The 16,497-nt window shown below is 72.0% G+C and carries 11 protein-coding genes; 5 read left to right on the top strand and 6 right to left on the bottom strand.

The window, feature by feature from the left end; translation table 11 throughout:
- Positions 1–103 precede the first annotated feature (103 nt).
- Entirely contained in the window at positions 104–1,465 is a 1,362-nt protein-coding gene (locus ATL40_RS05385) for a glycosyltransferase family 2 protein (protein WP_169925882.1), read from the top strand.
- Positions 1,462–3,672 (top strand): hypothetical protein, encoded by a 2,211-nt coding sequence (locus ATL40_RS05380; protein WP_098468642.1) that lies wholly within the window; start codon positions 1,462–1,464, stop codon positions 3,670–3,672. The genes ATL40_RS05385 and ATL40_RS05380 overlap by 4 nt, the downstream gene beginning before the upstream one ends.
- Positions 3,673–3,683: 11 nt before the next feature.
- On the opposite strand, the gene ATL40_RS05375 is transcribed toward ATL40_RS05380, so the two are convergent.
- Genes ATL40_RS05375 through ATL40_RS05365 form a run of 3 tightly spaced genes read right to left on the bottom strand, consistent with a single transcriptional unit; the run spans position 3,684 to position 8,072 of the window.
- Positions 3,684–4,835, bottom strand: a complete 1,152-nt coding sequence (locus tag ATL40_RS05375; RefSeq protein ID WP_098468641.1) for an alkaline phosphatase family protein — start codon at positions 4,833–4,835, stop codon at positions 3,684–3,686.
- Positions 4,832–5,398: a DUF5998 family protein gene (locus tag ATL40_RS15180; protein WP_098468640.1), complete on the bottom strand. Its 567-nt coding sequence runs from the start codon at positions 5,396–5,398 to the stop codon at positions 4,832–4,834. Before ATL40_RS15180 ends, ATL40_RS05375 begins: the two co-directional genes overlap by 4 nt.
- A gap of 28 nt (positions 5,399–5,426) precedes the next feature.
- A complete protein-coding gene (locus tag ATL40_RS05365) occupies positions 5,427–8,072 on the bottom strand; it encodes a GNAT family N-acetyltransferase (protein ID WP_098468639.1) in 2,646 nt (881 codons plus the stop codon).
- A gap of 97 nt (positions 8,073–8,169) precedes the next feature.
- On the opposite strand from ATL40_RS05365, the gene ATL40_RS05360 reads away from it, so the two are divergent.
- The gene (locus tag ATL40_RS05360; protein ID WP_098468638.1) at positions 8,170–10,638 is read left to right on the top strand and encodes a DNA gyrase/topoisomerase IV subunit A; all 2,469 of its coding nucleotides are present in this window, start codon (positions 8,170–8,172) and stop codon (positions 10,636–10,638) included.
- Here the strand turns inward: ATL40_RS05360 and ATL40_RS05355 are convergent.
- Together ATL40_RS05355 and ATL40_RS05350 are read right to left on the bottom strand one after the other, a co-directional pair.
- Positions 10,635–11,669, bottom strand: coding sequence for a GNAT family N-acetyltransferase (locus ATL40_RS05355; protein ID WP_098468637.1), 1,035 nt, complete (start codon positions 11,667–11,669; stop codon positions 10,635–10,637). The two genes, ATL40_RS05360 and ATL40_RS05355, sit on opposite strands and share 4 nt — an antisense overlap.
- Before the next feature lie 79 nt (positions 11,670–11,748).
- Entirely contained in the window at positions 11,749–13,875 is a 2,127-nt protein-coding gene (locus ATL40_RS05350; RefSeq protein WP_098468636.1) for a DNA gyrase/topoisomerase IV subunit B, read from the bottom strand.
- 127 nt (positions 13,876–14,002) lie between these two features.
- Between ATL40_RS05350 and ATL40_RS05345 the strand changes: the two genes are divergently transcribed.
- Together ATL40_RS05345 and ATL40_RS05340 are read left to right on the top strand one after the other, a co-directional pair.
- Positions 14,003–14,209 carry a DUF7455 domain-containing protein gene (locus ATL40_RS05345; RefSeq protein ID WP_098470303.1) on the top strand — a complete coding sequence of 69 codons (207 nt, stop codon included), beginning with the start codon at positions 14,003–14,005 and terminating at the stop codon, positions 14,207–14,209.
- Complete coding sequence (locus tag ATL40_RS05340) at positions 14,193–14,936, top strand: LysR substrate-binding domain-containing protein (RefSeq protein WP_098468635.1); 744 nt, start codon at positions 14,193–14,195, stop codon at positions 14,934–14,936. Before ATL40_RS05345 ends, ATL40_RS05340 begins: the two co-directional genes overlap by 17 nt.
- Before the next feature lie 107 nt (positions 14,937–15,043).
- Here the strand turns inward: ATL40_RS05340 and ATL40_RS05335 are convergent, their stop codons facing one another.
- Complete coding sequence (locus tag ATL40_RS05335; RefSeq protein WP_098470302.1) at positions 15,044–16,489, bottom strand: RNA polymerase sigma factor; 1,446 nt, start codon at positions 16,487–16,489, stop codon at positions 15,044–15,046.
- Positions 16,490–16,497: the final 8 nt, after the last annotated feature.

Below are 16,497 nucleotides of genomic sequence, written 5' to 3'. Positions count from 1 at the left end.
GCAGACGGTACAGTCACACGCAGGCCGATCGCGGGGGCGATCCATGGTGGCGTGTCCACCGGGGCCGGGGCGGGCGCGGGGGCGCCCGGTACGAGGGGGGACCATGACGGAGACCGGCGCGCCGACCGACACCGAGCGCGAGGCGGGGCGCGAGGCGATCCGGGACACACGACCCGACGAGCCCGCTGCCACCGGCATCGCCTGCGCCGGCATGGATCTCGCCGACGATGCTGCCCACTGGCTGCCCGCGCGCCGGGACCACACCCGCAGTCGCGTCCTGGTGAGCCTGCACGGCGAGGTCCTCGGCTACCTCGAGTTCGCGCTCGCCCCCCACGAGGTGACGGCGGCGCTCGTGCGCCAGGAAGCGACCCGCACGTTTGCCCCACGCATCGCCACCCACCTGCGCCTGGAGGGACGCCGCGCGTCCCCCGGCGCGGACCAGGTGATCGCCCCCGCGGGGCCGCTGTGCCCCCGGCGATGGACCGGCGGGCCGCTCCCCTCCCTCACGATCGCCGTGTGCACCCGCGATCGTGCCGACATCCTGGAGTCCTGCCTTCGGCACGTGATGGCGACCCCCGATCCGGAGGTCGAGATCCTGGTGATCGACAACGCGCCCTCCGACGAGCGCACGGCCGACCTGGTGACCTCGTTGCAGGCCATCGACCCGCGGTTGCGGTACCACCGCGAGGACCGCCCGGGGCTCTCCAGCGCCCGCAACGCGGCGCTCGCGCACGCGAGTGGCGAGGTACTCGCCTTCACCGACGACGACGTGAGCGTGGACTCCGGCTGGGCGAGCGCACTGCAGCAGGCCGCCGCCACGGGTGCCGGGTGCGTCACCGGCCTGGTCGCCACCGCCTCGGTCGACTCCCCGGCCGAGGCCTACTTCGACGCACGATCCCCCTCCTGGTCCGCGCGCTGCGAACCCGAGACCTTCGATCTCGCGCAGAACAGGCGAGCGGGGGCCCTCTACCCGTTCTCCGCCGGCATCTTCGGCACCGGCGCGAACATGGCGGTGCGCACCCGCCTGGTACAGGAACTCGGCGGGTTCGACGAGGCGCTCGGAGCGGGAACCCGGACCCGCGGCGGGGAGGACCTGGACATGTTCGTCCGCATCCTGCTCGCCGGGGAGCGGATCGTGTACGAGCCGTCCGCGCTCGTCTGGCACCACCACCGCGCGGACGACGCCGCGCTGCTGCGCCAGTTGCGCGGGTACGGCTCCGGTCTCACCGCCTACCTCACGGGCACTCTGCTCTCCCCTGGGTCGAGGGCAGCGCTGCTGCGCGCGATCGGTCCGGGTCTGTGGCGGATGCGGCAGATCGACCGCACCACCCGGGAACGGATGAGCGCGGGGATCGCCCCACCCCCGGGGGTGCGGCGCGCCGAGCTCGCCGGTGCGCTGCGGGGACCGTGGGACTACCTGCGCGCACGCCGCCGGGCGCGCGCGTCACGCCCAGCCGACGCATGACGACGCTCGGACGCCCGCTGCGGCACTCCGCGGCACCGCCACCGCGTACGCCGCCGGCCGGGTTCTCGGTTCGACGCGCGGTCGTCACCGATCGCTGGCGGTACGTGCTGGCCGTGGCATCGCTGCTCGCGGGTGCGCTCGCGCTGATCGCCCTGACCGGGGTCCTGCCCGCTACGCTCGCGCTCCTGACCTGGTGGGCGGCCGCGCTCACGACCGTGGGCCTTGCGCCATGGCAGTTCGCCCCCACGCTGCGCCTGCACACCCGCCTGGCGCTCGCGACCGGGTCGGCGCTGTCGCTGCTGACCCTGGGTGGCACCGCCATGACCCTCACCCTCTGGTTGCCGTGGCTGCTCGCGTTGCTCACCGTCGCCGGGATGGTGGCCCACGGGATCGTCCTGACGCGAGTGCGCACCTCCTGGAGCCGACGCCTGCCCGCCCGGGACTGGCTCCCGCGGCGCACCGGCTGGGGTGGGGTCGGGGTCAAGGGAGCCCCCGTGCCCATCGCGATGGCCCTGTGCGCAGCCGGGGGTGTGCTCGCCCTCGCGCTCGCGGCCGGAGCCACGATCATCGACCCTCCGGTGTGGGGCCTGCCGCTCGCACTCGGGTGGGGATGGATTGCCGGACTCCTGCTGTGCACCACCGCGTTGCCGCTGGCCACCGGCGCCCGGGAGTGGCCGCTGGCCGTGGCGGTCGGTGCGCTCGTGGCGGTGCTGAGCCTGTCCCCGACACTTGCCTACCCCGGCCCGTGGGGACAGTCGACGAACAAGCACGTGGACCTGGCGGAGCAGATCATCGAGACCGGTGCCCCCGTCTCCTCCGTCCAGGTCTACAACGACTGGCCCGGGATGTTCGCGGCGAGCGCCTGGGTGAGTGATCTCGCCGGTGCCGAGGTCGGGGACACCGCACGGTGGTGGATCGCGGCCGTCACGCTGCTGCGCCTACCGCTGCTGCGCTGGTTCTTCTCGGGCCTCGGCCTGAGCGGCACCGCCGCCTGGTGGGCTGCCGCCTTCACCACCCTGGCCGATGCGATCGGTTCGGACTACTTCTCCCCGCAGTCGCTCGGGACGCTCCTGGCGGTGGCGATCTTCGCGCTCGCCCTGCGCCGGCGGCCGGGTCGGGGCGGGGTCGTCCTCCTGGTCGTGTTCGGATGCGCGATCACGGTCACCCACCAGCTCAGCCCGTACATGGTCGCCGGTGGCCTCGTGGTCCTCGCCCTCCTGCGTCTGGTGCGATGGTGGATCCCGCTGACCGTGCTGGTCCCGGCCCTGGCGTGGACGGCGCTGCACGCGGATGCGGTGCGGTCCTTCCTGTACGTCTCGGCGCTCGGCGACCTGGAGAACTTCCGCCCGCCTCAGACCGTGGCCGATGACACCCTCACGCGCCACATCGCGGTGACCACCTCGGTCATCGCCCTCGTGGTGGGAATCCTGCTGATCTGCTTCCTAGCGCTGTGGTCGCTGACCCGGGTCTCGCGCCGCGCAGTCGTGCGTCGGCTGGTCCTCGGCCGGGCCACCCTGGCGGAGGCCCGCGCCTGGGCCTGTGCCCTGGTGCCGGCGGTCGGACTCGTGCTCGTTGCGGTGAACCCGTACGGGCAGGAGGGCATCTTCCGCGCTGCCCTGTTCGCCATCCCCTGGCTGGCGGCGCTCGCGGCCGTGGCCGTGCGCCCCCGGATGCTGCGCCGGGCCTACCAGGCGGGAGTCGCCGTCGTGCTGCTCGCCACCAGCCTGCTGGCCGGCCACGCCCTGGACGTCATCCATCAGGAGCGCCCGGCGGACCTGGAGGCGATGAGGATCTTCCATTCCTCCAGCCCGGACCCGGACGCACCGCGGTACCTGCTGGAGTTGGGCACGGGGAACCTGCCCACGATTCCCGCACGGATGTCGCTCGCTCCGGACGTGGTCTCCCGGGACATCCTGGGGCTGCCGGTCGCGGCCGGTGAGGACCCGGACGAACTCGCCCAGTCGTTGACCGAGTCGCTCGTGGGGTACATGGGCGGCGCCGATCCGGCGCAGCCGGCGTTCGCGCTCTGGTCGCCCACCCAGCAGGCGTTCGGGGAACTGTACGCCGTCCAGTCCGCCGCCGACTTCGCGCAGGTGCGTCAGGCGTTCGTCGACTCCCCCTGGTGGGAGGCGGAGTTCGAACGCGACGGGACCGTGCTGTTCCGGTTCGACACGGCGGCGTGGGAGGCAAGCGAGTACGCCTGGTGAGGCGTTGCTCGCTAGACGACCTCGACGATGCCGGGGACGTACACCTCGGCCGGGGTCAGTGACCCGTGCATGCCGATCAGCGCAAGTGACGCGGCGGTCTGGGTACGGGAGTCCGCCAGGGCCACGGTGCCCGTCATGGCCACCACGAGGTCGCCGATGAGGGGACGGTTGCGTTCCTCGACGACGCCGAACAGTCCGTGCTCGATCGCGTCGGTGCGCGTGAGCACCCAGGCGTCCTCGCCGAGCACCTCACGCCAGGTCGCCGCCGCGGTCGCCAGGTCCACACCCTCGCGCAGGTGCACGTGGCAGGCGCGCGGCTCCCCCGCCACCACCACGCTGCTTCCCGCGAGGGCGGGGATTGCCGCGACGTCCAGGGTGCGCGTCACGTCCACCATCCCGTGGTCGGCCGTGATGATCACCAGGGTTCCCGAGGGCAGTCGCCGCATCAGTCGCGCGATCGCGGCGTCCACGTCGCCCAGGGCCTCGCTCCACTCGTGGGAGGTCCAGCCGTGATGGTGTCCGACCTTGTCGACCTCACCCCAGTAGAGGTAGCCGAGACCACCGCGGGGGATCGCTCCCGCGATCGCGTCGACCCGGTCCTGCGGGGTGTTCGAGCCGCGGAACTCTCCCCCGCGCAGGGCGGCGAGGGTCAGCCCCGACCCGGCGAACCGACCGGGGCCGGTGCTGGTGACGGGTACACCCCGCGCGGTCAGGTGCTCGAACACGCTCTGGTGGGGCTGCCAGGCCTGGGGGTCGAGGGGGCGCCCCGCGCTCGTGGTCCAGGAGACGAGGTTGACCAGATCGGTCGGCCGGGTGTGCTGGGGGTCGCGCACCGTGTAGCCCAGGAGGCCGGTCTGTCCCGGCGTCAGTCCCGTTCCGAAGGAGGCCAGGGAGGCTGCGGTCGTACTGGGGTACCCCGCCGCGAGCGGTGTGCCCCCGCGGATCAGGCCGCGCAGGGTCGGCGCGTGCCCGGTGCGAGCCGACAATGCCTCCCAGCCCAGGCCGTCCACCAGCACCACGACCACACGCTCGGCCCGCGGCAGGTCGAGTGAGGCGGTGGCTCGCCCCGCGATGGGGTGACCGAGCGCGGCGGCGACATCGGGCAGCACCCCCGCCAGCGGCGGGTGCCCGACGGCGTGGAGCAGACCCGCGGGCGGCGTCACCGTCCCGCCGTGGCCGCCGAGAGGACCCCGGCGAAGCGAATGGCCGCATCGAGCGCGGCCTGCCCCTCGGCCAGCCCCGAGACCCGGATGACCAGGTCGTCCGGTGAGGCCGTCCCGGTGTAGCCGTGGTCCGCCTCGCACTGTGGGTCGCCGCAGGTGGCGGGCTCGAGGTCCAGTCGCTTGACCGCGCCCCATCCCAGAGCGATCGTGACATCGGTTGCGGCACGGGGTCCGCGAGCGGCCGGGTCAGCGAACCCTTGGGTGAGCATCACCGAACGCACCTCGCGCAGCGGGACCGACTCGGTGCTGGCGACCGCGCTGGCGGCGCCGTCGACCGCGTGATCGTCCACGTGGACCACCACCAGGCGCGAGGGTGTCAGCACCAGCGCCGTCAGGTGGCGCTTGACCTCGGCCTCGTCGAACGTGGTCTCCGGCTGGATGAGATGGCCGAGCACGTCCTCACCCGCGAGGGCGAGGTCGATGACCTGCCCGACGAGTTCGGGGTAGTACCCCGCCTGCCGGATGGCGGTGGCGAGATCATCGGGATTGGACCGGGTACGCACACCCCTATCCTCTCACTGTGCGCACGGGTCACTGCGCAGGGACGGCGGGGGCAGCCAGCAACGCCCGGCGCGCACCGTCGGGGCGGATCGTGGCTCCCACCACGACACGGGCGTGCAGTGCCACGGCGCCCTGGGCGGAGACCAGCACCGGTTCCAGGTCCAGGTGGCGCAGCTGGGGCACGGTCTCCATCACCTCGGAGACCCGCGCCAGGACGTCGCGCAGAGCGGCGAGGTCCGGCTGCTCGCCGCGCAGAGACGCCAGGAGTCGTGGGGCCGCGCGCACCCCCTCGATCATTCGTGTCACGTCACCGGTGCGAAGCGGCGCGAGCGCGTAGGAGACGTCGCCCAGGAGTTCGGTCGCATCCCCCGCGAGCCCGAAGGCGAGGAGCGGACCGAACAACGGGTCGTCCCAGGAACGCACCGTGCAGGCCACACCTGCCGGGGCCATCGCCTGGATCTCCACCTCCCCGCCCGCCTGGCGGGCGCGGATCTGGCGTACGGCGTCGACGAGATCCACCGGCCCCGCGATGTCCAGGCGTACTCCGCCGAGGTCGGAACGATGGCGCAGCGCCGGATCGGTGGACTTCACCGCGACCGGCCAGCCGAGGTCCCGAGCGGCCGCGAGCGCCGCGGGTGTCGAGCGCACCCGGCGGGTACGCAGCACGGTGATCCCGGCGTGCCGCAGCAGCGCCCGGGTCCGCTTCGCGCTGAGCTCACGCTCCTCGCCGGCTGCGAGATCGTGCAGTTCCTCGGCGACGAGCCCCCGGATCGCGGCGTGATCCACCCCCTCGGGGTCCACCAGCACGCCGTGGTCGCGCCGCCGCCACCGTGCGTAGGTGTGCGCCATCTCCGCGGCGGAGACGGCGTCCTCGATCGAGGCGTAGCTCGGCACGCACACGCCCTCGTGGGTGAGCTGCGGCGTCAGCCCGACGAGTTGGTGCACGACTCCCAGCACGGGGCGTCCCGCGGCATGCAGCCGGGCGCCGGTGGCGGCCAGCGCGTCGGTGACCCGCGGGGCACGCTGCCCCAGTGGTGGCGCGTACAGGACCAGGAGGGTGTCCCAGTCCGTCCGCTCCTGGCTGGCCTGGATCTCGTGGGCCAACCCCGCGTCGTCGAGAGCAGGCACCGCGTGCACCTGGGTCGGCCGGTTCAGGCCGGTGAACTGCGCAGCGGCGATCTGGGCGAGCGAGGTGGAGTTGGAGACGATCCGGATCCGGTCACCCGGCGGCAGCGGCTGTGAGGCGAGCAGGGTGGTGGCATCGAGCATGGCGCGCATGGTGGGCGCCACCAGCACACCGGCGGTGAGCATGGTCTGCTCCACCACGCGGCGGGTGGGACGCTCCCCCATCACCTCGCCCTGGGCGGCTCCCACCACGGCCACCACGGGAACCTCGGCACTCACCCGACGGACGACGCGGGCGAACTTGCGGGGGTTCCCGAGGGACTCCAGGTACATCCCCACGGCGCGTACCCCGTGGCTGGAGTCGAGGTACTGGAGCATGTCGTTGCCCGAGACGTCGGCGCGGTGACCCGCCGAGACGAAGGTGCGCACACCGGCCTGGCGCTGCGTGGCCAGGGCGAGCAGGCGCAGCGCCACCGCCCCGGACTGGCAGAACAGGGCCGTACCGCCCAGGGGTGGGGGCGAATCGGTGAGCGTGACGTTGGCACGTTCCGGCCCCGCGGTGAGCAGTCCGAACGAACGGGGCCCCACCAGTCGCAACCCCGCGGCCCGCGCCGCGGCGAGCAGGTCGGCCTGCCCGACGGCGTCCGGGTAGGTGTCGTCGAATCCTCCGGAGAGCACCACCACCCCCCGCACGCCGACGGCGGCCAGGTGGGGCATCCAGTCGATCACCTCATCCGGGGCGGCCGCGAGGACGGCCAGGTGATACGTGGTCTCACCCGCGTCCGCACCCGCGTCCTCGATCGCCGCGAGCCTGCGGTGACCGGACTCCTCGGCGACCTCCCGCAGCGCGGCACCCACGCAGGCGACGTCCCGGCGCCCTGCGAGGTGGCGAGCCACGGCCTGAGCGAGGCAGGCCTCCCGCGACCCAGCGAGTACCAGAACGCCCTGCGGGTCCAGCAGCGCACGCATCGAGGCCGCATCCGTGCGTTGCTCGCGGCTCGCCAGCACATCGAGGGAACGCTCGGTCGGGTCGATGGCGAACTCCAGCGAGATCACGCCGTCCTCGTAGTGCTGCACCACCTCGTAGCCGGCGTCGGAGAAGACCCGGATCATCTGGGCGTTACCGGGCAGGACGTCGGCGACGAACGTATCGACCCCACGCTCGCGCGCCGCGGCCGCGAGATGCTCCAGGAGCACCGACCCCACCCCGCGGCCCTGCAGGGCATCGGAGACGTTGAAGGCCACCTCCGCGCGCCCCGGCTCCACCACGTCGTATCGACCGACGGCCATGATGCGCTCGTCCTCGACCACGACCAGGGCGACCCGGTCGTGATGGTCCACGCGCACCAGGCGCTGCAGATCACGCTCGGGCAGCCGGCGCAGCGGCGCGAAGAAGCGGAAGTAGGTGGACTCCTCGCTCTGCGCCACGTGGAAGTCCTGCAGTGCGCCGGCGTCGTCGGGCCGGATCGGTCGGATCCGCATCGTCGCGCCGTCGCGCAGCAGCACATCCGCTTCCCAGTGGGTGGGGTAGGCGACGTCATCGCTGGCCATGGCCTCACCCTACGCGCGGTAGCCAGGGGTGGGGAAAGACCGGCCGCGGCGGCGAGGCTGGCGGGCACCGGGCCACACCTGCGTCATCATGGGCGATATGTCTCGTTCCACCCCTTCGACCGCGCCGGGCAGTGACCCCGGGCGCGTGGTCGACATCGACGTCGCATCCGAGATGCAGGACTCCTTCCTGGAGTACGCGTACTCGGTGATCTACGCCCGCGCACTGCCGGACGCCAGGGACGGCCTCAAACCCGTCCAGCGCCGCATCCTCTTCCAGATGGCGGAGATGAACCTGCGCCCCGACCGCGGCCATGTGAAGTCCTCGCGTGTGGTCGGTGACGTGATGGGCAAACTGCACCCGCACAGCGATGTCGCGATCTACGACGCGCTCGTGCGGATGGCGCAGCCGTTCGCGTTGCGCCTGCCCCTGGTGGACGGACACGGCAACTTCGGGTCGCTGGACAACGGCCCCGCGGCGCCGCGGTACACCGAGGCCCGGCTGGCACCCGCGGCCATGGTGATGACGGCGGACATCGACGAGGACGTCGTGCAGATGGTGCCGAACTACGACAACCAGTTGCTGCAACCGGAGGTGCTCCCCTCCGCCCTGCCCAACCTCCTGGTGAACGGCGCCTCCGGCATCGCGGTCGGGATGGCCACGAACATGGCGCCGCACAACCTCGTGGAGGTGGTGGCCGCCGCACGCCACCTGATCGCCCATCCCGAGGCGAGCCTGGAGGACCTGATGCGGTTCGTGCCGGGACCCGACCTGCCCACGGGCGGCAAGATCATCGGGTTGGAGGGGATCCGGGAGGCGTACGCGACCGGCCGCGGTTCCTTCCGCACGCGCGCGACCACCCGGGTGGAGAACATCACCGCACGCCGCAAGGGGATCGTGATCTCCGAGCTGCCCTACCTGGTGGGCCCGGAGAAGGCGAAGACCAAGATCATCGAGGCGGTGCGCGCCAAGAAGGTCCAGGGGGTGCACGACGTCGTGGACCTCTCCGACCGTTCCCGCGGCACCCACCTGGTGGTGGAGGTCAAGAGCGGCTTCAACCCCGAGGCCGTGCTCGCCCAACTCTTCCGCCACACGCCGTTGGAGGACTCCTTCGGCATCAACAACGTGGCCCTCGTCCAGGGGCAGCCGCGCACCCTGGGCCTGCGCGAACTGCTGCGGGTGTACGTGGACCACCGATTCGAGGTGGTGCGTCGGCGCACGGAGTTCCGCCTCGCACGTCGACGCGAGCGGCTGCACCTCGTGGAGGGCCTGCTGATCGCGGTGCTGGACATCGACGAGGTCATCGCGGTGATCCGTTCCAGCGACGACGCCGCGGCCGCACGTACCCGGCTACAGGCCGTGTTCGACCTCTCGCAGCCCCAGGCGGACTACATCCTGGAACTGCAGTTGCGGCGCCTGACGAAGTTCTCCCTGCTCGAGTTGCAGCGTGAGCGGGACGAACTCGTCTCGACCATCACCGAGCTCGAGGGCATCCTGGCCGACCCTGCGGTGCTGCACGCGCTCGTCTCGGACGAACTCGCCCAGGTCGCAGCCGAGCACGGCACGCCCCGGCGCACGGTGCTGCTGGAATCCGCCGGGAACGCCGTGGGCCCTGCGGCACGCGGCGCCGCGGCGGGTGCCGGTGCGATCCCGCTGGAGGTGCCGGACGCCGCCTGCCAGGTGGTGCTCTCGGTCACGGGCCTGCTGGCGCGCACCGCCGACGACGCCCTGCCGCCGCGCACCGCGAGCCGTGCCCGGCACGACGCGCTGCGCAGCAGCGTGGCCACGACGGCCCGCGCGACGCTCGGCGTGGTGACCTCCCGCGGCAGGATCGTGGAGCTCTCCGCCCTGGACGCCCCCACGCTGCCGGCCACCGACGGCCCCCTGAGCATCGCCGGCGGGGTGCCGATCACTGAACTGGTCACCCTGGAACGCGGTGAGCGCGCGATCGCGCTCACGGCCATCGACGAGGCCGCCCCCACCCTCGCGCTGGCCACGGCGCGCGGCACGATCAAGCGCGTCGCGCCGTCGGACCGCCCGGTGCGCGGGGATGCCTGGGAATGCATCGCGCTGAAGGAGGGGGACGAGCTCGTGGCGGCCACGCCGAGCGCGGACGACGACGAACTCGTGCTGGTCACCTCCGGTGCGCGGTTGCTGCGCTTCCCTGCGGCGGCGGTACGGCCGCAGGGACGCGGCGCCGCGGGCATGGCCGGCGTGCGGGTGGAGGGCACGGACGCGGTGCTCCACCTCGCCTCCCTCGCCCCCGCGCGTGCCGCCGACGCGGTCGTTGTCACGATCGCCGGTAGTTCCGACGCCCTCCCGGGAACCGCGCCGGGCTCCGTGAAGGTCTCACCGCTGGAGCTCTACCCCGCCAAGGGTCGCGGCACGGCCGGTGTGCGGGCACACCGGCTGCTGCGCGGTGAGGACGCCCTCGTCCTGGCGTGGGTGGGGCCGCACCCGGCGCACGCGGTAGCCGCTGGTGGCCAGAGCGTGGACCTGCCGGATCTCGACGAGCGCCGGGACGGCTCCGGGCGCCCGCTGAGCGCGCCGGTGGTCGGGATCGGTTAGTCCTCGATCTCGATCGTGTAGAGGCAGGAGCCCCTGGTGCGCCGGTACCCGAGGTGTTCGTACAGTCCGTACGCGCTGGAGGGGTTCTCCGTGTCGACCCCGAGCCCGGCGAACTGCATGCCGTCGCGCTGGTAGGCACGCATCGCGGCGCTGAGCAGCGCGGTGGCGACCCGTCGACCTCGCCACGCCCGGCGCACCCCGACGAGTTCGGTGTAGCCGACGCGGTAGCCGAGTGCCTCCCAGTCCTGCTCGTACCTGCTGGAGAGCAGGTACCCGGCGACTCGGGTGCGGTCGGTCGAGCGATCCATCACGATGAAGCTCCACTGTGGCGCGAAGTGCTCGCGGTGGTCCACCCACATCTCCGCCGGTGCGTCCTCACGGGCCCAGTGGTCGGCGAACGCCTCCTGGTGCGCCCGGTGCACCTCCTCCTCCAGCTCGCTGCTCCACGGCTGCAGCGTCAGGGACGCCGCCAGGGGCGTGGACGGGATCTCCTCCCCCAGGTCCCGGAGCATCTCGGAGTAGAAGCGCAGCGGGCTGAACCCGCCGGCACGCAACAGGTCGGCGTGCTCGGGCATGTCGTCCTCGACGTACGTCTCGATCCGCGCCGGTCCGGGGCTCTGCTGCGCGATGATCGCGCGTGCCCGGCTCACCTGCCACGCCAACAGGTCCGAACCGAGTCCGTCGCCACGCGCCTGCGGGTGCACCCCGCCGCCGATCGCCGTGCGGATCACCGAGTGCCCCGACAGCAGGCGCACACGTCCGTACCCGATGAGCGCGCCATCCGCCGCCACGGCCCCGAGCGTGTCCTCCTGCGGGTTGCGCCCTCGACCGACGAACAGGTCGGCCTCCAGTTCCGCCGCGGTCGTGCGATACGGCGGGTTGTCATGGGCCTCACATGCCGCGACGAGGTCGGCCAGTCGCGGCAGGTCGGACAGGCTCAGGCTGCGCCAGGTGAGCCCGGGGCGGCTGAGGGGGTGCTCGCCACCGGCACCCTGCGAGGCGGGCGCGCCCGCACTCTCACCGGGCGACACGTTCAACCGAACGCGGGACGGGCACACTCATGGTTCCGAGGGTACGCGAGCGCCCACCACGAGGGTGCCTGCCGACCGCTCAGGCATCGATGCGAGCGCGGTCCAGGCTCCCGGCCCCGGCGATGATGAACTCCTTGCGGGGCGCCACGTCGTTGCCCATGAGGAGCTCGAAGATCTGCTCGGCGCGCGCGGCATCCGCCATCGTCACCCGCCGCACGGTGCGCACCGCCGGATCCATGGTGGTGTCGGCGAGTTGATCGGCGTCCATCTCCCCCAGCCCCTTGTAGCGCTGGATCGGCTCCTTGTAGCGCCGACCCCGCCGCTCCAGCGCGGCGATCTGCTTCGCCAGCTCGGCATCGGAGTAGGTGTAGACGTATCCGCCCTTCTTCCCGCCGCTGCCGGCGTACTCCAACCGGTGCAGGGGCGGGACCGCGGCGTAGACCCGTCCCGCCTCGACAAGGGGTCGCATGTAGCGGAAGAACAGCGTCAGGAGCAGCGTGCGGATGTGGGCGCCGTCCACGTCCGCATCCGTCATCAGCACCACGCGGCCGTACCGAGCCGCCTGGAGGTCGAATGTTCGCCCCGAGCCGGCCCCGATCACCTGGATGATGTTCGCGCACTCCACGTTCGCGAGCATGTCCGCGAGCGAGGCCTTCTGGACATTGAGGATCTTGCCGCGGATGGGCAGCAGGGCCTGGAAGTCGGCGTCGCGCGCGGCCTTGGCGGTCCCCAGCGCGCTGTCCCCCTCCACGATGAACAGTTCCGACCGCTCGGTGTCGTTCGTGCGGCAGTCCGCGAGCTTCTCGGGCAGGGATGAGGTCTCCAGGGCGTTCTTGCGCCGCGAGATCTCCTTCTGGGTGCGGGCGGAGACCCGAGCCCGCATCTCGTCGACCACCTTCTCCAGCAGGGTCGTGGCCTGCGCCTTGCCGTGCCGGGAGGAGGAGGTGAGGTGCTCGGCGAGCGCGGAGTCGACCACCTTGGCCACCACCGATCGCACCGCAGCGGTGCCCAGCACCTCCTTGGTCTGCCCCTCGAACTGTGGCTCCGGGAGCCGCACCGTGACCACCGCGGTCATCCCGGCGGTGACGTCGTCCTTCTCGATCTTCTCCTTGCCGTTCTTGCCCGTGAGCTTCAACCGACGCGCATTCGCCTCGATCTGCTTGCGCACCGTACGCACCAGCGCCTGCTCGAACCCGGTCAGGTGGGTCCCGCCCTTCGGTGTCGCGATGATGTTGACGAAGGAGCGCACGGTCGTCTCATAGCCGCGCCCCCAGCCCAGCGCGATGTCCACCTCGCACGTCCGCTCGACCTCGGCCGGCGCGAGGTGCCCGGACTCGTCCATCTGCTGGACGGTCTCGGTGAAGGTGCCGGATCCACGCAGCAACCAGGTGTCGGTCACCGCGGCATCGGGACGCAGGAACTCCACGAAGTCCGCCGTACCGCCGTCGAACTGGAACACCTCGCTGACCGGACCCTCGGCCCCAGGGGTGTCGGGCAACCCGCGCTCGTCACGCACCTCGATCGCCAGGCCGGGGACCAGGAACGCGGTCTGCCTGGCGCGGTGCACCAGGTCCTCGTAGGAGAACGTGGCGCTCGCGGGGAAGATCTGGCGGTCCGCCCAGTACCGAATGCGGGTACCGGTGCGGGTCCGGGGGACCTTGCCGACCACGTCCAGGCGCGAGGACTCCTCGAACGGGGAGAACGGCGCATCGGGCGTGGGCCCGGAGGCCGGATCGCTGAAACGCCCAGGTTCGCCGCGCCGGAAGGTCATGCGATGGGTCCTGCCGTCGCGATCCACCTCGACGTCCAGGCGGGAGGACAGTGCGTTGACCACGGAGGCGCCCACACCGTGCAGCCCACCCGAGGAGGCGTAGGAGCCCCCGCCGAACTTCCCTCCGGCGTGCAGCTTGGTGAAGACCACCTCCACGCCCGAGAGCCCCAGCCGCTCCACGGTGTCGACCGGGATGCCGCGCGCGTGGTCGATGACCTCGACGGAGGAATCGGCGTGCAGCACGACCTCGATCCGGTCGCCGTGCCCACCCAGGGCCTCGTCGACCGCGTTGTCGATGATCTCCCAGAGGCAGTGCATCAGCCCGCGCGAGTCGGTGGAACCGATGTACATCCCGGGGCGCTTGCGAACGGCGTCGAGCCCCTCGAGGACCGAGAGGTGCCGCGCGGTGTAGGAGGTGTCCTGTGCTCGTGCCACCGGGCCATGCTAGGCGTGGACGCACCCCGGTCCCACGAGGCGCGCGAGCCGGCCGCCACGTAATACGCGTTCAGCGAACCGACACGTGGTCGCAATCGGGGCGTGGTTGCATAGTGGGGTGACCGAGATGAACGAACCCCAGTTGACCGTCTCCGACCGTTGCGACCAGTGCGGCGCTCAGGCGTTCGTGCGGGTCACCCTGGAGTCCGGCGAGCTCTACTTCTGCGCCCATCACGGCCGCGCCGCCTCCGCCGCCCTGAACGAGAGCGCCGTCAGCATCCTGGACGAGTCCCACCGTCTGCACGCCACGCCCGCCGGTGCCGGCGTGCACTGATCCACCACCCGACGACGCACAGGACACCCTGCGCGTCGCGGTGGTGCCCGGCGTCACCATCGGTCGCTGGGCCCAGACCTGGCGCGAGCGGGTGGGCAACGACCTGACCCTCATCCAGGTCCCCGCGCACCGTGCGGAGGCCGACCTGCTCGCAGGCCACGTGGACGCCGCCTTCCTGCGCCTCCCGCTGCGTTCCGCTCCTCCCGTCCTTCGGATACCCCTGTGGCAGGAGGTGAGTGTGGCCGCGTTGTCGCGGGAGAACCCGCTCACCCTCCTGGACGAACTCCACTCGCGTGACCTCGCCGAGGAGACCCTGATCGTGGCCGAGGACGACGTCCTGGCCTGGTCCACGCCCCCGGGCCTGCCCTTCACGGGTCCGCCCCCCGCGACCACGCAGGAGGCACTGGACCTGGTGGCAGCCGAGGCCGGGATCTGCGTACTCCCCCAGGCCATCGCCCGCGCGGCGCACCGCCGCGACGTGCTGACGCGACCGGTCACCGACGCCCCGACCTCCCAGGTCGCTCTCGCGTGGCTCCCGCTGGACGGGGAGACTCCGGCGCCCGTGGAGACCCTCATCGGCATCGTGCGGGGCCGGACCGTGAACTCCACCCGCGGCGCCCGCACCGCCGGGACGGCGCAAGCCGCGACGACATCACGACCCTCCGCACCGCGTTCCACTCCCAGGTCCACGCGGGCGAACCGGACGCGCCGGCGACCGGGCCGCTGAACCAGGATGTACCCCGGCTCAGCGGGCCAGGTCTCAGCGGGCCAGATCTCAGCACGACGCCCGGACCCACGAGGTGGATCCGGGCGCGTTCGGTGGTGGAGTCGCTGTCAGTCCAGGTAGTCCCGCAGCACCTGGGAGCGCGACGGGTGGCGCAACTTCGACATCGTCTTGGACTCGATCTGCCGGATGCGCTCACGCGTGACGCCGTAGACCTTGCCGATCTCGTCCAGGGTCTTGGGCTGACCGTCGGTCAGGCCGAAGCGCATCGAGACCACACCGGACTCCCGCTCCGAGAGGGTGTCCAGCACCGCGTGCAACTGCTCCTGCAGGAGAGTGAAGCTCACCGCGTCGGCCGGCACGATGGCCTCGGAGTCCTCGATGAGGTCACCGAACTCCGAGTCGCCGTCCTCGCCCAGCGGGGTGTGCAGGGAGATCGGCTCACGCCCGTACTTCTGGACCTCGACGACCTTCTCGGGCGTCATGTCCATCTCCTTGGCCAGCTCGTCCGGCGTGGGCTCACGGCCCAGGTCCTGCAGCATCTGGCGCTGCACCCGCGCGAGCTTGTTGATGACCTCGACCATGTGCACGGGGATGCGGATCGTGCGGGCCTGGTCGGCCATCGCCCGAGAGATCGCCTGACGGATCCACCAGGTGGCGTAGGTGGAGAACTTGTAGCCCTTGGTGTAGTCGAATTTCTCCACCGCGCGGATCAGGCCGAGGTTGCCCTCCTGGATCAGGTCCAGGAACAGCATGCCGCGCCCGGTGTAGCGCTTGGCCAGCGAGACCACCAGTCGCAGGTTGGCCTCCAACAGGTGGTTCTTCGCCCGGCGGCCGTCGGCAGCGATCCACTCCAGTTCACGGCGGGCCTGGAACTCCATCTCGCCGCCCTCGGAGAGCTTCTCCTCCGCGAACAGGCCGGCCTCGATCCGCTTCGCGAGCTCGACCTCCTGCTCGGCGTTCAGCAGCGCGACCTTCCCGATCTGCTTGAGGTAGTCCTTCACCGGGTCCGCCGTTGCCCCGGCGGTCACGACCTGCTGGGCGGGGGCGTCGTCGTCGTCATCCGACAACGCGAACCCGGACTCCTCCTCGGCGCTCTTCCCACTCTTCGCGGTGCTGCGCCCCTGCTTCGCGGGCGTCCCGACCTCGTGGACCTCGGCGGGCTCCTCGTCCTCGAGGTCCTCCGGCTCCATGACGTCCTCGGGCGCATCTGCCTCACCCTGCGCCGACGCGGCGGAACCCTTGCGGGTCGTCGCCTTCTTCTTCGCGGCCGGCCCCTTGGCCGCGCCGCCGGTCTTGGACGTGGTCGCGCGCTTGCGCGTCGTCCCGCCGGATGCCCGACTGCTCTTCCTCGCGGGGGCAGCGGTGGCCTCCGCGCCCTCGTTCGTCTCCGACGCCTCGGCGGTGGTCGCGCTCGCCTTCGGGCTCGCCGCCTTCGGGGTGCTCCGACGGCGCTTCGCGGGAGCCGCCTTGGGCGTGACCTCGCCCTTCGCGTCGTCGTCGGTCACGGCGGTGGTGGTGGTACTGACCGGCACAAGGGACCTTTCGGCTGGGATCGCCCCGA

Origin of the sequence: Serinibacter salmoneus (assembly GCF_002563925.1) — a bacterium.
GTDB classification, from domain to species: Bacteria; Actinomycetota; Actinomycetes; order Actinomycetales; family Beutenbergiaceae; genus Serinibacter; species Serinibacter salmoneus.
Note: the sequence above shows the minus strand (reverse complement) of the source record. Positions and strands in the feature narration are given on the sequence as shown.